14 protein-coding genes are annotated in these 18425 nt (G+C 58.9%); all 14 read right to left on the bottom strand.

Going from position 1 to position 18425, the window contains the following annotated elements:
* Positions 1 to 87: 87 nt before the first annotated feature.
* Positions 88 to 861, bottom strand: a complete 774-nt coding sequence (locus ACP2YP_RS33505) for a phosphoribosylaminoimidazolesuccinocarboxamide synthase (protein ID WP_426420468.1) — start codon at positions 859 to 861, stop codon at positions 88 to 90.
* A gap of 576 nt (positions 862 to 1437) precedes the next feature.
* Complete coding sequence (locus ACP2YP_RS33500; RefSeq protein ID WP_426420466.1) at positions 1438 to 2568, bottom strand: PLP-dependent aminotransferase family protein; 1131 nt, start codon at positions 2566 to 2568, stop codon at positions 1438 to 1440.
* 11 nt (positions 2569 to 2579) lie between these two features.
* Positions 2580 to 4163, bottom strand: a complete 1584-nt coding sequence (locus ACP2YP_RS33495) for a class I tRNA ligase family protein (protein WP_426420464.1) — start codon at positions 4161 to 4163, stop codon at positions 2580 to 2582.
* A gap of 1 nt (position 4164) precedes the next feature.
* A complete protein-coding gene (locus ACP2YP_RS33490; protein ID WP_426420462.1) occupies positions 4165 to 4494 on the bottom strand; it encodes a cupin domain-containing protein in 330 nt (109 codons plus the stop codon).
* Positions 4495 to 4519: 25 nt separating this feature from the next.
* Complete coding sequence (locus ACP2YP_RS33485; RefSeq protein WP_426420460.1) at positions 4520 to 5299, bottom strand: phytanoyl-CoA dioxygenase family protein; 780 nt, start codon at positions 5297 to 5299, stop codon at positions 4520 to 4522.
* A 21-nt stretch (positions 5300 to 5320) separates the two neighbouring features.
* The gene (locus tag ACP2YP_RS33480; RefSeq protein WP_426420458.1) at positions 5321 to 6568 is read right to left on the bottom strand and encodes an MFS transporter; all 1248 of its coding nucleotides are present in this window, start codon (positions 6566 to 6568) and stop codon (positions 5321 to 5323) included.
* Positions 6565 to 7881, bottom strand: a complete 1317-nt coding sequence (locus tag ACP2YP_RS33475; protein WP_426426352.1) for a lysine N(6)-hydroxylase/L-ornithine N(5)-oxygenase family protein — start codon at positions 7879 to 7881, stop codon at positions 6565 to 6567. Before ACP2YP_RS33475 ends, ACP2YP_RS33480 begins: the two co-directional genes overlap by 4 nt.
* A 598-nt stretch (positions 7882 to 8479) precedes the next feature.
* Positions 8480 to 10087, bottom strand: a complete 1608-nt coding sequence (locus tag ACP2YP_RS33470; protein WP_426420456.1) for an acyl-CoA carboxylase subunit beta — start codon at positions 10085 to 10087, stop codon at positions 8480 to 8482.
* Position 10088: 1 nt separating this feature from the next.
* On the bottom strand, positions 10089 to 10592 hold the full coding sequence (locus ACP2YP_RS33465) for an acetyl-CoA carboxylase biotin carboxyl carrier protein subunit (protein WP_426420454.1): 504 nt from the start codon (positions 10590 to 10592) through the stop codon (positions 10089 to 10091).
* A gap of 1 nt (position 10593) precedes the next feature.
* Positions 10594 to 12069: an acetyl-CoA carboxylase biotin carboxylase subunit gene (locus tag ACP2YP_RS33460; RefSeq protein ID WP_426420453.1), complete on the bottom strand. Its 1476-nt coding sequence runs from the start codon at positions 12067 to 12069 to the stop codon at positions 10594 to 10596.
* A gap of 1341 nt (positions 12070 to 13410) precedes the next feature.
* Positions 13411 to 14241 (bottom strand): class I SAM-dependent methyltransferase, encoded by an 831-nt coding sequence (locus tag ACP2YP_RS33455; RefSeq protein ID WP_426426351.1) that lies wholly within the window; start codon positions 14239 to 14241, stop codon positions 13411 to 13413.
* Between the two features lie 389 nt (positions 14242 to 14630).
* Entirely contained in the window at positions 14631 to 15164 is a 534-nt protein-coding gene (locus ACP2YP_RS33450; RefSeq protein ID WP_426420451.1) for a sarcosine oxidase subunit gamma family protein, read from the bottom strand.
* 7 nt (positions 15165 to 15171) lie between these two features.
* On the bottom strand, positions 15172 to 18141 hold the full coding sequence (locus ACP2YP_RS33445) for a sarcosine oxidase subunit alpha family protein (RefSeq protein WP_426420449.1): 2970 nt from the start codon (positions 18139 to 18141) through the stop codon (positions 15172 to 15174).
* Complete coding sequence (locus tag ACP2YP_RS33440; RefSeq protein WP_426420448.1) at positions 18138 to 18410, bottom strand: sarcosine oxidase subunit delta; 273 nt, start codon at positions 18408 to 18410, stop codon at positions 18138 to 18140. Before ACP2YP_RS33440 ends, ACP2YP_RS33445 begins: the two co-directional genes overlap by 4 nt.
* Between the last annotated feature and the right edge of the window lie 15 nt (positions 18411 to 18425).

Here is an 18425-nt window from a genome sequence, read left to right as displayed (position 1 = left end):
ACTCAACCTGTTCGGCCTCGGTCCGCAATGGATAGTCGCAAAGGGTGTTACCCCAGTCAAAGATGATGGCTCCAGGATTGCTCATCTTCATGGAAGCGCTTTCAACCGATCTAGAAACGCTCGCCACTGGCGGAGGATAACCTCTGGATCTTTGCCCTTACGCCAAAGGTCCTTGTCTAAATCATGTGAGGCGTGCTTGGCTCGCATGCAGTCTGGTGAAACCTCGCCAAATATCGCATCGCCTTCGGCGGTGATAAAAAAGCAAATATCGATGAGTTCGATTTCGCACGATGCCAAGACTCTCGCCAGCGCCTTGAAGGCCCGCAAAGCCAAATGCTTGGCAGCATCCGTATCGATGAAGCGGTCCGCCAGCCAGTTCGGCATGCATTCGTCCCGATGTGGTAGTGGGTTGCGCCAGTCGAAGCGCACATAGGGTTCGTGTCGCTGATCGGGTCGGAGGTATCCGCCATGACGCGTTGGGAAAGTCTCCAACCCGAGGTAAATATGTTTTGGTGTCCCGACATAGGCGGCCTTCACGATGATCTCGATAGGCGGAGCCGCAACGCGCCGACTGATGTAATAGTCTTCACCAACGTGAACGATCGTGGAAGGCACACCCTCAGTCTCTAGCATCCGCCAAAGCCGCTCGCTGATGCGCAGGCGTAACCAGTCGGTGCCTTCAACTGTGGCTGCGCGGTTTGCGGAGTACGAAAACAACGTGGGCTTTAAACGCACGATGACGCTTTGATCGTCGATAACGCGGATCACCTTCGACTCGCCCTCTGTCAGCAAAGGCAAATCTTCGAACTTGGAGCGCCAGTGGTCCGGATATGGAAACGCGGCTCGTTCAACAGGCTGCATTAGGAGTTCCACCTATTCACTATGTTTCTGCGTACCGGGGCAAAGTCCTGTCGTGCGCACGGGGCTTCGTGTTCGTACCCCCGAGGGCATCTCGACGAAGGCCGTGAGCGACCGCGACCGCGCCGCAACCGTCCAGACTTCCGTTGCAACCCACCTCGGTCCGATTACAAAACGGGGTGGCCCAACGTCGGGTATTGTCAGGCGCTGGATCCGCCCTACATCACCGATTGCTCAGTGATGTCCTTCCAACACGCAAATGGCGTGCCGAACCGAAACTAGCGCTTCTGCAGACCCTTGATCCAAGCATCTTCAAGAGCCTTGAGGCGTGCGTCGCGACACATTGCTCGAACTGTCTCTAAACCGACAATCGACACTGAAGGATATCCGACAATGTCAGTTGGATTGTAATGTACCCCGATTGTGGGGCCACGTACTTGGTTGGAAGGGGCCGCTCCGTTTGATAGGCGGAGCCCATGATGACGACGAAGACCAGACGCAAGATCGACGCGGCACTGAAGGCAAAGATCGCGCTGGAAGCCGTGCGGGAGCAGGCGACGTTATGTGTGCGAAGCTTAGTTAGGTCGCGTGCAAGGTACCCAATCGCGCCAAGCCCTGCTCAATTAGCGATGTGGGGAGATAGCTAAAACACAGACGTACATGATCGCCGCTTCGTGGGCCATAATTGCGACCATTTATGAGGTGAACGGCGTGCTCGCGACGCGCAGCCTCAATGAAAGTCTCAACCTCGACGCCAGCGGCCAACCGCACCCAAAACGAGAAACCACTGCTTGGTACGACATACTCTGGCTCGCAAAAGCGGCTGGACTGCAAGAGCGTATGCAGGATATCTCGCTTGGCACGATAATGCTGGCGCAGGCGCGCAATGTGCGCATCAATGGCGCCCGATTGCAATAACGCTAGAACGATATTACTGACGATGGGGCTTACGCCGCCATCGCATTTTAGCCGTGCAAGCCTGTTGATGATGTCCGACTCCGCAAGCACCCAGCCTACCCGTAACCCCGGTCCGGCGACCTTGGAGACGCTATGGATGTTGATCACATTGCCGCCTGGTGCCAACCAATCAACCGTGCCGTTATAGGGCAGCTCCGCATAAACAAGATCCTGTACCAACGCCACGCCATAGTGGTCCAGCAGCGCTGCGACCCGGGCCATATGGGTGCGCGACATCTGGCGCCCAGTCGGGTTATGAAATGCTGGCGTCGTATAGAAAAGCTTCACGCGGATATGACTACGCAACATTGCTTCGAGTTCATTCAGATCGACCCCTTCTGCGCACATACCGAGCTGGAGGATGTTCGCGCCCACGATCGAAAACGTGCGCAGTGCGCCCAAATAGCACGGGTCCTCGGTCAGGACGACATCGCCCGGGTCGATCCAAGCGTCGGCAATCAATTGCAACGCCTGTGAAGCGCCACCCGTAAGGATAACTTGGTCATGGCGCACACCGAAGCGCCCTGCGAGCTTTGTACGGAGCTCGGGTAAACCCAGCGCATCCGTATACTGCGGCAGATCGGCGGAGGCGACCCCGGTATCCCGGTTAAATGCATCCGGCCAGGCCAGCTCTGCAAACATCACCGGATCGGGCAGGCCGTAACCGAAATTGATGGCGTGCTTCGTACCGGAGTAAGAGAACGGGGCAAAGCCCTGAGCGAGGACGCTGCGGTTGGAGGCCCGCGAAGTCATGGTTTTGTCTCTCAAACAGATTGCCTCACCTGTTCTGTGCGAAAACGCGTGTTGTACGCCGCGATGAAGTTCGCAGATACCGCCGCACTGAAATACGGGAAGTCCACCCTTGCGCCCGGCAGCGCAGCTGCTGCAGCAGGTATCTTGAGGGACGGCTGCCAGGCCGCGCCGAAGAAATGCTGACCGTAGCGTATCGCTAGCTCAGGTACCACGGGATAGAGCAGACTCAGGAACAATGAGACCTTCGCAGCATTCCACATACCATTATCCTCGCGCGCAAAGTCGGCCACCTCCAGGTACATATCGATGATATCAAGCGCGTCCCAGAAACGCAGTGACTCGATCGCATCGGCATAACGCTGAACCAGGCTGCGGAGAGTTGGGCAGACGTGCTTGCTGTCGACTATGCGTGCGTTGTTGGCTGAGTGGCGTAACGCATCCTCCCAGATCCGAAGGCGTGACGCTGCCATGATCAGGCTGTCAACATCGAAGTCGTTCTTATTGCTGTCGAATGGCTTGGCCACGCGCGCCAGCGCGTAGCGGAGTACGCTGGCGTCCACCTCTCGCGTCACTTCATCGGCCCAAAGGGCATGGTCACGACTAGTCGAAAACTTTTCGCCCTCGAGCTTGTAGAAGTCCTGGACGGAATGACTTTTGGGAATTGGGTAGCCGCGCGCGAGCAGGGCGCCTGTCACACCTACCGTGTAGTAAAAACGGTTATCCTGGCCCATGAAAAACAAAAGCTGGGTGTTCAGATCGTGCAATGCCGAGTGGGCGTCCAGATTGTCACGGTCGCATAGCTCGCGAATCCCAGTGTCGAAACTCCACAGGCCCTCAAACCATGTGAGGAGGGTTTGGCCAATCAAATGTTCAGGCTGTGTTAGCTTGACACCATGACTGAAGTGGCGCGACATCGGCAAGCCATGTACGGCGCCGGCTAACCAAGTGCGCGCCTTGTCGCGGATAACCCCGGGCCAGGCGCTTTGTCCAATAGCTTTGTCCAGCACCTGAGCCAGCCGGGGCATATCAAACACGGCCTGCTTGATCGGGCTTAGCCCAAGTGTGCTGCCGCACGTGGTGTGCCGCGCGTCGCGTAGGGTGTCGTGCTGGACAGCTAGGCCACAGTTTTCGCACAAATTACTGTCGGTCGTCGCATCGCATGCCGGACAGGTGCCAACTGCCAGCGAGTCGGCCACGTATTCATCGCAGTGTTCGCAATAGAGCTGGACACCGTCGCGCACGCCGACATAGCCGGCCTCCTGCAACTCGCGGAAAATCGCCAGCGCATTCTCTTTGTGGATCGCGCTAGATGTACGCACAAACGCATCAGGCGTGATTTGCACCGCGCGCAAGCACTGCAAGATCTCGTGAATGTGCTTCTGTGCGACGTCGCTAACCGGTTGGCCGAGTTTTCGTGCCTTTACCAGCGTGTACGTGCCGTGCTCATCCGCACCCGTAATATAGTATGCGCGATGGCCGGCCATACGCTGAAAGCGCGTAAACATATCGGCGAGTAAGTATACGCCACCGACGTGACCGAGATGCAGCTTGCCGTTGGGGCAAGGGGGAGCGGGACAGACAAAATAGGTACGCATGTCAATCCCACCAAATAGATAGAAATTTGAGAGAACTGTCCTGACTGACGTTACGGATAGTGTGCTGCTGGTTTGGTTGCATGTAGCACAACGTCGTCTCGCTCACCGGCCTCAACCGGCCGTCGGCTTCGAACTCTCCATGCCCGGAAATCACCACCCATAGTTCGTGCTCGTGGTGCCCGTGCAGATCGACCGCACCGCCGGGTGCGACCTCCACCACCGAGGCACCGAACCCGGGGCTGAGACCATCCGGAAGATGCTCCAACAGACGGCAGACCAGCACACCATATTCCGTTCGCATCAATGAATGATCGATCTGCTTGGTGTACACGACGGTCCTTTCTCCGAATTGGCACTCAATCGCGATAGAATATGCCGTTAGGCGCGTTCAGGTTTTCCTGATCCGATAGCTTGCCTTCCGGTGGGTTGTAGGCGCGCTTCATGCGCATATACTCGGCACGCGTTGGACCTCCAGTAGAAGCGCGCTGGAACACCAGATAAAGCGCGCGGCGGGGCCGATCGCTCTTATTTGGCAGTGAATAGTGAGGGGCGTAGTCGTCGAAAATGAACACATCGCCGGCTTTCCATGACACCGGTTCCCATGTGAAGGTCTCGGCGATCTCTGGATTGATCACGCCGCCGGGATCCATTGGAAACACTCCCTCCTTATGGCGACCTGGCGTGAAGAAAAGACCGCCGTTGTCAGGCTCCGAATCGTCGATGGCAACGGCTGCCACTGCATGCACCATGCGTTCCGGTATCTTGTGCGGGATATGATAAATGTCCTGGTGCGGGCGGTAGCCGCCGCTATCAGGATACTTGAAGATCAGCAGCTCCTTTAGCATCCGCGTGTCCTCATCGAGTAGCGTCTCGACGGTCGTGCGAATGCGGCCGTCGGCCAACAGCGCCTCGCGCAGAGCGTCATGGTAATCCAAGAAGTTCTCCACCTTTGAGATAATCTTGCGATTGCCGGATGTCTTCTCGAACCACATCATCCATTTGTCCACGCTTACATCCCAGCGCGCGACGTCGTCCACGAAATTGGAAATCCCGTCGCGAGCGGCTGGATCGAAAAAGCCCTCGAGCCGGAGATATCCGTCCTGTTGCCATTTCACTTTTTGCGACTCGGTCAGCATAGGCGAGCTCCTTTCCAAAAATTACAGGTAACCAGTTGTAGCCTTCACTCGAAGCGCAGCTACCAGCAGCGCATTCAAGGCCGTCGCGCCCAATAGCGTCAGCAACATCACGTCGGGACCAAATCCGCGGATCAACTGCCCGCCGACCAGCGGAAAGCCGAACAATCCGAGGAAATATGCCAGCGTGAAGATCTGTGAGGTGACGGGCACGGACACCCCGTGGTCGCCGGCAAGATTGACGGCCATTCCGTTGAGGGTGGAGTAGGTGAGCCCATAGCCTGTCGCGAAAATGGCCGTGGCCACGATATAGAGCGGGGTGCTGCCGGTATTCACAATGAATAGTACCAGTGACGCACCAGTAGCTGCGAAGAGCATGAGCGCAAGTCGGTGTATGGGCAGGCGGCCCATCATGTGGGCGAGCGAGAAGCGCAGGGCCACGCTGGACGCGGTAAATATCAAAAAGAACAAATCGGAATTCAGGTGACGTGATGCGGCATAGGCACTCTGATACGTCGACAGTCCCGAGAAAATGCAGGCGGCAATCGCAATCATAGCGATGGGGGCAGCCGTGGATTTTCGAACGAGCGCTACGGTTGCAGTTACCGTGATTTCGATATGCGGCATCGGCACTGCGGACAGGCCCAACATGGCACGTCGTGCGGCTTCTACGCAGATGGTCGCGATGACGCATGCTATCGCGAACAGTACATAGACATTGGCCAGAGAGCCGGTGACGTTTGCCAAGAAGTGACCGAGTGGAGCGGCTAAACCGAGCCCAGCCATTTGTGAGCCAGACAAAATGGTTAAATATTGGATACGTGCGGCGGGCCGTAGATGGCGAATGACCTGCAAGGGCGCCAAGATGAAGGACACCGACCATCCCGCGCCCATCAGCATGCTGCCAGCATAAGCTGCTCGCTCATCGAGGACTGCGCCGGCAACGAGCAGCATGGCTAGCGCCATGGTGATCGAGGCGGCGGCCATCGTCGGCATAATGCCGATGCGCTGCGCGACCCAGCCTGCCGAGCAGCAGCACACGATCGTCACAACCATGGCGCTGGAGATCAGAAAGCCAGCGGTTTCACTGCTCTTACCGAGCGCCTGCATGTAGTCCGGCAATAGGAAGCTCGTGCCGTAAGCTGCTGCAATAACAATCGACGCGACCAGAAATGGTCCAAAGGCGCGGTAGTGTAGCCTGACAGAAAGCTGGTCCGCAGCTGGGGCATCAACACGACGGCTGTGTAGGGGGGAGAACGACGCTTGGCTCATGTGATTGCGGCCATGTGTTGCGTGGACGGCATTGCATCCCGACTGCCTGGTTCGGGCATGTCTGAAGTGCCACAACCGTCCAGGATCTGCCGATCTGACGTATCCAGATAGAATGGTTGGCCGAGCAGGCTATTGATGATGAGGCTGCTGCGGTATGCGACCAGCGATAAATTGACGCTCTGCAGCCCATGCTGCAGGCGGCTTTGGTTCTGCAAATATACCGGCCCTGGCATGGGCTGATCGAACCGGACCGCGTAGTCCGGGCCGACTACAGGCAGGCTATCCTCCATGCGCGCGCCGCGCAGGAGCGTTTGCAAGAACGGCGGGGTGCGCGGCTGGAAGCCTGTGGCGAGCACTATGCGATCAACCAGGATGCTGTGATTTCGCTGCGACGCGATCCCAATCAGATCGACTTGCCAACGTTTGTTGTGCGACGTGATGTCCTTTAGGGCAACGCTGGACAACAAACGAAAACTGTCATCCAGCGAGCCCGCCACGCCGCGTTCGTACAACATGTCATAGAGGCGATTGCACAACTCGACGGAAATGCCGTCGCTTGTCAACTTCTCGTGCTCCACGATGGCACGACGTTGCTGGAGCGGGAGAGCGTGAAAACGCCGGCTGTACGCCGGCATGTAGGCCTCGTTTACGAAACTGTTGTCGTCCATTGCAAACAGGTTTGTCCGCGACGTCACCCACGTAATCCGGGCCGCTACGGGACGACTAAGCATGTGCTCAACAATCTCTGCGCCGCTCTGACCACCTCCCACCACGAGCACATGCTCGCCGGCGTAAGGTGGATCCCGCTCGAGATAGTCGGCCGCATGATAGACGGCGTTGCCGATCAAGGGCCTAGCACACGCGGGAATCTTCGGCTCTACGCCAACTCCTATCACCACAGCGCGCGCGAGGTATGTGGTTGTGCTCGTGTTGACGCGGTAGCCGTCCCTGAGGGGCGCAACGTCGACCACCTCTTCGCCAAAGCGGAGTGTCTTGAGCCGTCGTGCGACCCACTGGTAATAGTCGGTAAATTCCCGCCGCGAGGTTGAGGCGTCGCGTCTGTTGACGAAGCTGTAGAGCCGCCCGTGTAGCGCTAGGTAGTTGAGGAAAGAATAGGTGCTGGTAGGGTCTACCAGGGTCACGCAATCCTTAAGGGGCGACACTTGTAGCCGGCTGTTCGGCAGCGCCAGTCCCGGATGCCAACAAAACCCCTCGCGTTTCTCTAAAAAGAGCGCGCGTAGCGGGGTAGGTTCGATCAGTGCCGCCAGGCTGAGGTTGAACGGGCCGATCCCGATGCCAATGACATCAAGCATATCCACAGAGGCCTCTTTCACGCTCGTGCAAAACCTATCCGGAGGAAGAAGGAAGTCGCCTACTCGAATTGGCAGCCTACAACCTGACGTCACGTGCGATACAAGCCCTTCAGATGATTCAGCTGGATACGGACTTCAGCTGTATCGGCGCCGTGAAAGGCTAACCGAATTCGAACGCGCAGGGGATTTTACGATGCATGGCGCGGTGCTGGCTGCTGATCTCCTTGATCCGCAGAAGTGCGATTTCGAGACTCACCTGACAGCCCGGTTGCGTGCCTCACTCCATCAGCAGATGCACAGACAACGACCAGCTTTCTTGACCCGTTCGCGGCAGAGGCGTTCGGCAATTTCATCGGGGCGCGGCGCCTTTGTGAGTCGTCTCACGTGCTCGCAACCAATCCATATCGGCAGGGCAACGGAGGCCGAGCATAGAAAGGCTTAACCCGACTTCTGTTCACCGAGGGGCGCGTGATCCCGCTTGGATTGCTTTCAGGATAAGATGCTTGACCTTAGCGAGCGCCGTTCGAGGCAAGACCCGTATGATGACGGACATCTGAAGCAGGACATCTCGCCCCGTGCGCGGCCTCCGCTGTCACCGTCACATTCGGAATACGCCGTAATGCGGCGAGGTGATTGGGCTGTTGAGCGAGGCACTCAGAACGATTGCGAGCGCGTTCCTGGTATCGACCGGATCAAGAATGCCGTCATCCCACAATTCGGATGTCGCATAATACGCGCTCGACCGCTCCCGATATTCTTCCAGAATCGGCTCGCGAATGGCTGTCAACTCCTCCGTGGAGAGGTGCCCATCGTGACGGGCCAGCTGTCTTGCCTTGACATGTGTGAGCACGCCCGCTGCCTGCTCGGCGCCCATCGCCGAAATCTGAGACTGCGGCCAAGTGAACACAAAACGCGGATCGAAAGCCCGTCCGGCCATAGCGTAGGTTCCAGCTCCGTGGGAGGCGTTACAGACGATTGTGAATTTTGGCACCGACGCCCCGGAGACAGCCATGATCAGCTTGGCGCCGTCCTTGGTTATGCCACGCCGTTCGTAGTCGCGGCCGACCATAAAGCCGGTCGTATTCTGCAAAAAGAGCAGAGGCGTTCGCGACTTGTCGCACAATTGAATGAAGTGAGCGCCTTTTAGTGCGCTTTCGCTCAACAGAACACCGTTGTTTGCGAGAATACCAACCTGACAGCCATGCAGACGCGCGAAGCCGCACACAAGAGTCTCGCCATAATTTGGCTTATATTCGTGGAACCGGCTGCCATCAACCAGACGGGCGATGATCTCCCGCATGTCGAATTGCGTCCGAGGATCCCTCGGAAGAATACCGTACAGTTCGGATGCACTATAGGCGGGCGGCTCCGGAGCGGCCCGGTTGATCGGGGCTTTTACAGGATCACTGAAGCGAGCGACGATATCTCGGGCAATTGCAATCGCATGCAGCTCCGAACTTGCAAGATAGTCGCTCGTCCCCGATACGCTGGTATGCAAGTGAGCGCCGCCGAGTTCTTCGGCGGAAATCTCTGCACCGGTGGCAGCTTTGACGACCGGAGGACCGCCCAGAAAGATCGCTCCCGTGCCCTCAACAATGATGTTGTAGTCGCTAAGCGCCGGGACGTATGCGCCGCCGGCGCTGCAATGGCCCATGGCTATACCGACCTGCGGTACTCCCATCTTTGAAAGAATGGACTGATTGCGAAGGATTCGACCCGCGTGATAGCGATCAGCAAAGAACTCCGCCTGTAAGGGCAAGAAGCCGCCGGCACAGTCGCACAAATGAACGACCGGCAGGCAATTCTCGATCGCGATGTCCAAGGCCCGCACGATCTTCTTGACCGATAGCGGATACCACGCCCCGCCCTTAACGCTAGCGTCATCTGCGTGAATGACGACCTCTCGACCCGCGACAATGCCGATCCCAACGACCTGAGCGGCGCCGGGCACCTCACCATCATAGGCTTTGTTAGCCGCCAGCGTCGAAAGCTCGAGGAACGGGGTTTCTGGGTCAAGCAAAGCCTCGATCCGATCACGCACAAATAGCTTGTTTTGCCGCTTGAGACGCTCAAGATCCCGCACCGGACGCGCAAAGCGGGCGGCATGCTGGCGCTCCTCCAATTCTTTTGCAAGTCGCCTGTTATGAACTTCGTTGAGCCGATAGTCTTCCGAATTGACATCCACCAGAGACGAGAGCTGCTGCATTTCAGGTCCGCTCCTTGAGGAGCGTAACCAGTACAGCATCCTGCTCAAAGCTCTCGCCCTCCTTGAAGTGAATACGCTCGACAATGCCATCTAGCGGAGACCGTATGACGGTCTCCAACTTCATGCTCTCGATCGTCATCAGGGCCGTCCCGGCAAAAACGGCCTGACCAAGCGAAACCCGGGCGCCAATGACGACGCCCGGCATTGGCGCGCGAGCGACGGCTTGGCTTATCTCCTGCTTCGACGTCGCGAGCGTTCGCAATGGGTCGCGGTAATGCAAACTGCGCGTTTCGCCACCCATGTGCACGTGAATGGTTTCGCCATCAATGGCGAACCTGACGGGTTGGCTTTCACCCGCAATAACAACAACACCGCAGCCGTTACAGCGATGGGAGAACGCGACCGGGGCAATCACCCTGTCATGCAAGCAGAGACGGTAGTCCTCTCGGCATCGTGACAGCCATAGCTGGTATTCGACGCCATCGACCTCAAAAGAGTGATTCACGTTAGTTTCTCCAACTGCCCAGCGCCGCGTGAAGGTCGGACACGGCATCTGCCGATTCGCGGACCGGTCCGGTCAGGAGGGCGCCTGCTACCAGGAAGGCCGACAAGTCGGCCCGGGGGTCGCCTGCGGCGATATGCGGATGTTCCTCAAGATAACCCGTGTGAATGTGTCCATGCAGAAATCCGTCGTCCGCGAGGATTCGGGCAAGGAAGCTTGCGTTGGTTGCGCAGCCGAGAAGCACCAAGTCCCGCATCGCGCGATGCGCCTTTTGCGCAGTCTCGATACGTGAGGGCGAATGCACGATGACCTTGGCGAGCAGGGGATCGAATGCTGTCGTGATCTTCTGACCTCGCGAAAGGCCGCTGTCGATGCGTAGACCGTCGCCGTCGGGGTAGTCGAGCACAAGGACCTTACCTGTTGTTGGCGCGTATCCGCGCTCCGGCGCTTCGGCACACAACCTGGCTTCGATCGCATGTCCGCTCGGCACAATGTCGGACTGTACCAATCTGAGTGGACGGCCCGCAGCGATCTGGATCTGTTCGGCAACAAGATCGACGCCGGTGATCATCTCGGTCACGGGATGTTCAACTTGCAAACGCGTATTCATTTCCAGAAAGTGGAACTCTTCTCCGCCAAGGATGAATTCGACAGTGCCTGCACTGTGATAGTTGGCTGCACGGGCGATGCCGACGGCGGCATCGCAGATCCGTTGACGCAACTCCGACGACAGCCCCGGCGCGGGAGCCTCTTCGATGACCTTCTGAAACCGACGCTGGATCGAGCACTCGCGCTCGAACAGATGAGTAACGTTTCCGAAGGCGTCGCCGAGCACCTGGACTTCGATATGACGCGGGCTTTCGATATATCGTTCGACATAAAGCCGCCCATCTGCGAAGTAGCGCCGCGCCTCGCTGCGCGCCTGCGCAATTGCGTCCTCCAGGGCGCCGGTGTCGCGCACAATCTGCATGCCCTTGCCGCCACCGGCCGCGGAAGGCTTTACGACCAAAGGGGCTCCCATGGCCCGGGCTCTGCGCACGAAGGTCGTTGGATCATCTTCCTCGATGGTGCAAGGAGCGACTGGAAACCCGTGCCGCTGTACGAAGTTCCGAGCCCGGATTTTGTCGCCCATCAGTTCGATGCTTTCGGGGGCAGGTCCGATGAACGTGATGCCGGCGCTCGTAACGGCCCTGGCGAACTCCGCGTTCTCCGACAGAAATCCATAACCTGGATGCAGTGCACCGGCGTTCGCTTTTCGGGCGGCGGCGATAATCTGCGGAATGTCGAGATAGGCAGCCATCGGCGTACGTCCGTCGATCGCGATGGCTGCATCGGCTATGGAGACGGCAAGCGTGCGGGCATCAATGTCATGGTAGACGACCGCAGAACGAAGCCCCAGCTTGCGAAGGGTCTTGATGATGCGAACGGCAATCTCGCCCCTATTGGCGATCAGAACGGTATCAAAAGGCAGTTCGTGCATGTCCGTACTTTCCGCTGCTTGGTTGCCCGACCACAGACGTTGGGCTTGGGCGCGACGATCGTCCTGTCAGCACCGCGTCACGAATCACAACCGTTGATCGGATCGGTCTAAGGCCGCGGCACGCACACGTGTCGCGGCACGAATACGATCAAGCGAAAGCAGCTGTCGCGCGTACCTCATCTCGGGCCGCCATTTCCTGTGGCAGCATCCCGAACTGAGATGATTTGGCGACATTGCACGCTCAAGCGGTGGATATTGGCTTTGAGACAGGCCGCGACGGCGTCCTCATCAGGTATGTGGGCGCCGCAGAGGCGAAACGCATCCGGTGTGCACGCCTGTCGCGCCTCCGCTGGGACCGGCCGATCTCGCGCACCTGCACTTCCGCAGCACAAAGCTGTCGTCATCGCAACGCCAAAAAGAACAATCGTATAGCGATGCGCTCTGGGGCGCGACGATCCGTTGGTACGCTGCTTGTGGTTCAATGGCTATCCTCTGTCGGTGTGATCTATGATATTGTTCATGCTGTCGAAAACGACACCAGCGCGTAAGAGACGCCGACGTCGCTCTCAGCTGCACGAGCGGTTGGCGTGCTTCCGATGTTGCGTCCTCGCATCGGACGTCGTGCGATGGGCGAGCTTGCGTTCAAGCCCCGCCGTGATGCGAGAATGCCGCGCTCCGATCTCAGATGCCCGGTTCGCCCGAGCGGCCGTCGGACCGGCGGTCCGCGCGTGGTGACCGCTCGGCCGTGTAGGGAGTGCACGGGCATCAGAACAGAGTGTCGCGATGTAGGTTCGAGAGTCTGTGAGGTTCACTATTCTCATCATGCGTCAGGAAGTGACAAACGGTCGGACGTGGTCCGCCTTACCTGCGTGATGATACAAACTCACGTTACGTGCGATTCAAGCCCCTTGAGAGCCGCTCGCGAGAATAGGTCGAGACCGTCACGCTGCCAGAAGGATCTCTGCCGAACAAAGTACCTGCCCAATGCTTGAGGCAGTCCGCATTTGCCGTTGCCGCGAGCTCATGGGATAGGCAGAGCGAGAGCGCCCTTGCACGCGGCAGGCGAATGAAGGCGTCTTGGGTCGCGCCATACGCCTCAAAATGGCAAAATGCTGCCTGGGAATCACAGCGAGGCCCGGACAGGGTGCAGGCCAATCTCCTCGCGCTGCTCGATGCGCGCCTATCGCCCGGACCCGGTACCGCCGTGCATGGCGGAAACGCTTGTCGCAGCCGCGCAGTCAAGCCTCATCATGCTCCACCTCGAAAGGACGGGAGCATGATCCACTTCGGTGCGCCGCTCCGGGGGGCGCACGCGCGGCTATCCTTGCAAACACGAACGTCTCACGGCTCGAGTGCGATCTGCAAGCCCTGGTGACCTCCAATGTGTACGTAACGCGGCCCGATTGGTCGACCTCGACCGCTGGCGACGGTGACAATGTCTTCAAGGGGAGCGGCGCGTGCATCCGATTCAGGGCGTGACAAGATCAGGTCGGCGTGGAATAGACCTTCCGATTCCAGTCCGGTCGCATCGACGCCAAGAGTTGCCAACGTGGCCAGGCTCTTTTCAAATTCCTCAGCATCGCGAAATCGACGCTGAATGAATGTCGCACCAGTAAGGCGTTCCGTCACAAGACCACGCTTCGCGAACGTCGCAGCCAAGGAATCATACGGGAACATCCGCAGCACGAAAGAGATGATCCATGGATGCTTCTCTGTCGCATCGAGAATTTTGCTGAACGTCTTCTCGGTCACGTAGCCGATGCAGCCAGTCGACATGATGACATCAGTGGAACGGAGAATACGCGCGCTTTCTGTCGAAAGCGCTTCTTTTTCAAGGTCGGCGACAATACCCACCTCAAGGAGGCCAACGGCCGTTGCATAGCGGATTGCCGGTGCTGATACATCGAGACCGATAAACCGCGCTAGACCAACATCAGGCCAAGCCGAATAAAACTTGCGATCGAGATCCACCAGTGTCTCGGAACTGATCGCCCTCATCTCGCGCCTGGCATAGCGGTGACGCAAGCCGCCGAAGGTCAGTGGAAACCGATGCACCGCCGCGTTGATGCCGTATGAACAGCCGACATCAAGCACGATCGGCTTAACGCTGGTCGCCAAAGCTTTCGCTGCGAGAATCTGACGCACGACCGGCTCTGCCACATCCGGGATCATATAATCTAAGCTTCCCAGGACGGAGAAATACGCTCTTGGATCATCCAAAGCATAAATGTCATCGAAGATAGCTTTATCCCGATTGATACGCGAAAAATCTGCTCGCAACCCACCGTCTCCACATTTCAATTTGCACGTAAGCCTAAGGCTCTTGCCTCGACCAGTACTCCTCTCATCGCAGATGTTGGCCGATATATGAACCCACAGTACTTTTGCGCTCTGCCTAAACCGAAATTCGTGAAAGATGCGCCAGATAGGTCGAAATCGCAGCTACGATGCCCAGTACCGACTTGCATTGTACAGTCAAGACAAGCTTCGTATTCGTGATAGCTGCTCCTGTCGGCAGCGCGGCCGCAAAAATGACGCGATGCGCTTAGGTGTTGTTGGAGTTAGGGATATTCGGCACTCAGCTCGGCAAGCTGGTCCCACAAGCTTTCCGCAAAACTTCGCAACACCATCAGCTCGAACCCGTCTTGTGAGATGCGGGTGATGTGGGTGGCGATGTGGCCCATCAGCGTCGTGGTCGCGTGGCCTGCCGGGAAGGTGTTTAACGCAAGATCCGCGGCGGTGCCCTTAGCCAGCACGAACGCCGCCTTTGGTCCCGCGATGGCTATACCGACGCGGCCGTGACTTTGATCGATGACGTCGGCATGCGGCTTCAGCTTTTGCACGATGTTGGCGAGTGCCGCCGCCGACACAGGCTCATCGCCGACGACGAACCACTGGCCGGGCGAAACGATGCGTACGGCGAACGCCTCGGCTCCGAACGCGGCGCGGATCTTTCCGGAAAGATCGTCGTGCGCGTTCGCTGAAAGCACATGCAGCACGTGCCCTTCGGGAAGTGCCCTGAGCGTCACGCTGGTCGATATCAGAGGGATCTTGCCGCTGAGCGCTGCCCGGTGCTCGATCGCGAATGCGGACATCGGGACCTCAGACTTTCAAGTTTTCGTTGTCGGGATCGACGAACGTAGGATGACAGAGGCGGGCTACTGTGTATTCGTTGCGAACGCCGTTCCAGACCTGCACTTCCTCGCCATGGCGCGATGAGCCGCGCTTGACGAGCGCCAGGCCGATGGTGGACCCGACATGCGGTGAGTAGCAGCTGGAACTGACATAGCCCTGGTCGTTCTCGAGCGTTGCTGCTGTACCCTTTTCCAGAATGTGCGAGCCGCTGCGGAAAGAAGTCTTGGAATCAAGCGGCACGACGCCGACGAGTTGATGCCGGTTCGGGTCGCAGAGGCCCTCGCGTTCGAGCATCCGCTTACCGATGAAGTCCGCCTTCGTGGTCGAAACCATCTTGCTGAAGCCGAGGTCGGCCGGCACGACCGTGCCGTTGATCTCATTATGGGTGACGTGGCCCTTCTCGATACGCAGCACCGACAGGGTTTCGACCCCATACGCGCAGATCCCGTGCTCCCTGCCAACTTCCATCAGTGCATCGGCCACGGCCTCACCGTAACCGGCGGGAACCGCCAGTTCGTAGGCCAGTTCGCCAGAGAAGGAAATGCGGAAGAGCCGACCTGAGAGCTTGCCGCTGAACAGCGAGACCTCTTTGGCAGCGAGGAACACGAACGCCTCGTTGGAAATATCCTCATCGACGAGTTTCCGCAGAATACGGCGCGACTTCGGCCCGGCGATCGCCATCTGCGCCCACTGGTCGGTCACGGAAGCAAGCCGCACGTCAAGCTCCGGCCACAGCGTTTGTGCGCAGAATTCCAAATGATTCATAACCCCCGCCGCATAGGCGGTCGTGGTCGTCATGAAGAAGCGGTCGTCTTCGAGGCGGCTGGTTGTGCCGTCGTCATAAATGAAGCCGTCCTCGCGCAGCATCAGCCCGTAACGGGCTTTACCGAGGGGCAGGTTTTTGAAGGCGTTGCAATAAACGCGCTCGAGGAATTCCGGAACATCGTTGCCGGTGATCTCGATCTTGCCGAGCATCGAGACGTCGCAAAGCCCGGCATTAATGCGTACGTTCTTCACTTCACGGTCGACGCTTTCGCGCCAGGTCTTTTCGCCGACAAGTGGGAACCAGGCGGAACGGTACCAGAGACCGGTCTCCACGAAAGTCGCGCCGTTCTTCGCTGCCCAGTTGTGCAGCGGGGAGTTGCGCACCGGCTGGAAATGCTTGCCGTGCGAGGTGCCGGCGAGCGCCCCGACGGAAACCGGGGTATAGAACGGGCGGAACGTCGTGGTGCCAACGTCGCCGGGAGATACGCCGCGCGCCTCGGCCAGAAGGCCAATGGCATTGACATTGGAAAGCTTGCCCTGGTCCGTCGCCATCCCGTTGGTGGTATAGCGCTTGGCAAGCTCGACGTGACCATAGCCTTCGCGAACCGCAAGGCCGATATCCTTGTGATGGACGTCGTTCTGGAAGTCGACGAAGGCCTTGCCCTTGACGCCGGGAATCATCCAGACCGGCTTGGTGGCAGCCGCGACGATGTCGCCTTCGACCGTGCCGAACGCGGCGCGTTCGGCCCTTATCTCCAGCTTGCTCAGCAGCGCCACAGCCTTTGCGGCTCCCCCCTCCAGGCAGGCGGCGAGACCGCTTGCCGTCGCGGCGGCACCGGCCAGAGAAAGCCCCTTGTGATCCTCTGCCGCTACGAACGCGGCTTTGGTATCCGACCATTGCGGCCTGCCGCCACGGTGGTAAGCGAGATGGATGATCGGGCTGAAGCCGCCGGACATCGCGAGCGCGTCGACGGCGAGCTTCTCCTTCCGGCCGTCCTGCAAGATTGTGATGGAGGAGAGCGCCTTGCCGCCTTCGGCGTCGGGCACGAAGCTGCCGCCTATGATACGCGCCGAACCCTGATACACGCCTGTTGCGGCGCCCGGGCGGCGGCTGTCAATGATGGCTGCTAGCCGCACGCCAGCTTTTTCGAGATCGCGGGCCAGTGCGTAGCCGCTGTCGTTGGTCGTGACGACCGCGACCGACTTGCCGGGCGCAACGCCGTAGCGGTTGAGATAGGCGCGCATGGCGCCGGCCATCATTACCCCGGGGATATCGTTCCCGCCGAAAACCAATGGGCGTTCCTCAGCGCCGGTGGTAAGAAGGGCCTGCTTTGCCACAATGCGCCACAGCCGCTCGACTGGCACTTCGGCGCGTGGATCGCAAACGTGCTTCTGGACCCTCTCGACGGCGCCAAAGACGTTGCCGTCATACCAGCCGAACGCCGTAGTGCGCGAAAGAAGCTGCACATTGGGCAGGCCTCCGAGCTCCGCAACTGCCCGGCCGGCGAATTCGACTGCGGATACGCCGCCAATCGTCGCGGTTTCGGAGAGCAGTCCGCCACCGATCATTGCATTCTCGTCGACAAGGATGACGCGAGCGTCGGCGCGGCCGGCCGTCAGCGCTGCGGCAAGGCCGGTGGCGCCGCCGCCGACGATCAGCAGGTCGCAGTGAACCCAGCACTTTTCGTAGCGGTCAGGGTCGGTCTCGTAGGTCGCCTTGCCGAGGCCGGCGGCCCGGCGGATGAAGGGCTCGTAGAGCTTCTCCCAAAGCGGCGCCGGCCACATAAACGTTTTGTAGTAGAAGCCCGCAGACAGGAAGGGTAACAGCAGGCCATTTAGCGAGCCGATGTCAATATTGAGCGAGGGCCACCGGTTCTGACTCTGCGCGACAAGGCCCTCGTAAAGTTCCTGCATTGTGGCGCGGCTATTGGGCTCTGAACGCCCGCCCTGGCCAATGGTCATCAGTGCATTGGGTTCGGATGCGCCGGACGAAAGCACGCCGCGCGGTCGATGGTACTTGAAGGAGCGGCCCATCAGCATCTGGCCGTTGGCAAGCAGGGCCGAGGCGAGGCTGTCGCCTTCGGCGCCGATCATGCGCTTGCCGTCGAAAGTGAAAGAGCGCGGCTTCGCGCGGTCGATGAGACCGCCCTTGTCGAGACGGTACGACGTCATTCCGCTGCCTCTGTGCGGATGGCGGCGTCACGCACTTCTTCGATTTCATGGGTCGCGGTGTCGCGCGTCACCACCAGCCAGCGGCGGCAGCCGGAAGTGTGGTGCCAATGCTCGTCGTAGCGGCCTCTCGGATTGTCACGCAGATAGACATAGTCGAACCACGCTTCGCGACTGGCGTTCGCAACAGGACGGGCGAGCGCCGCACCCTTCACGGTAAATTCTTCCTTGGGCCTTTGCCCGCAATGGGGGCAGGGGATAAGGCTTGCCATTTTGGTGTCCTTGCT

Origin of the sequence: Bradyrhizobium genosp. A (assembly GCF_049949275.1) — a bacterium.
In the GTDB taxonomy this organism is placed as follows: Bacteria; Pseudomonadota; Alphaproteobacteria; order Rhizobiales; family Xanthobacteraceae; genus Bradyrhizobium.
The sequence above is the reverse complement of the archived record's forward strand: the minus strand, read 5'-3'. Positions and strand labels throughout refer to the sequence as shown.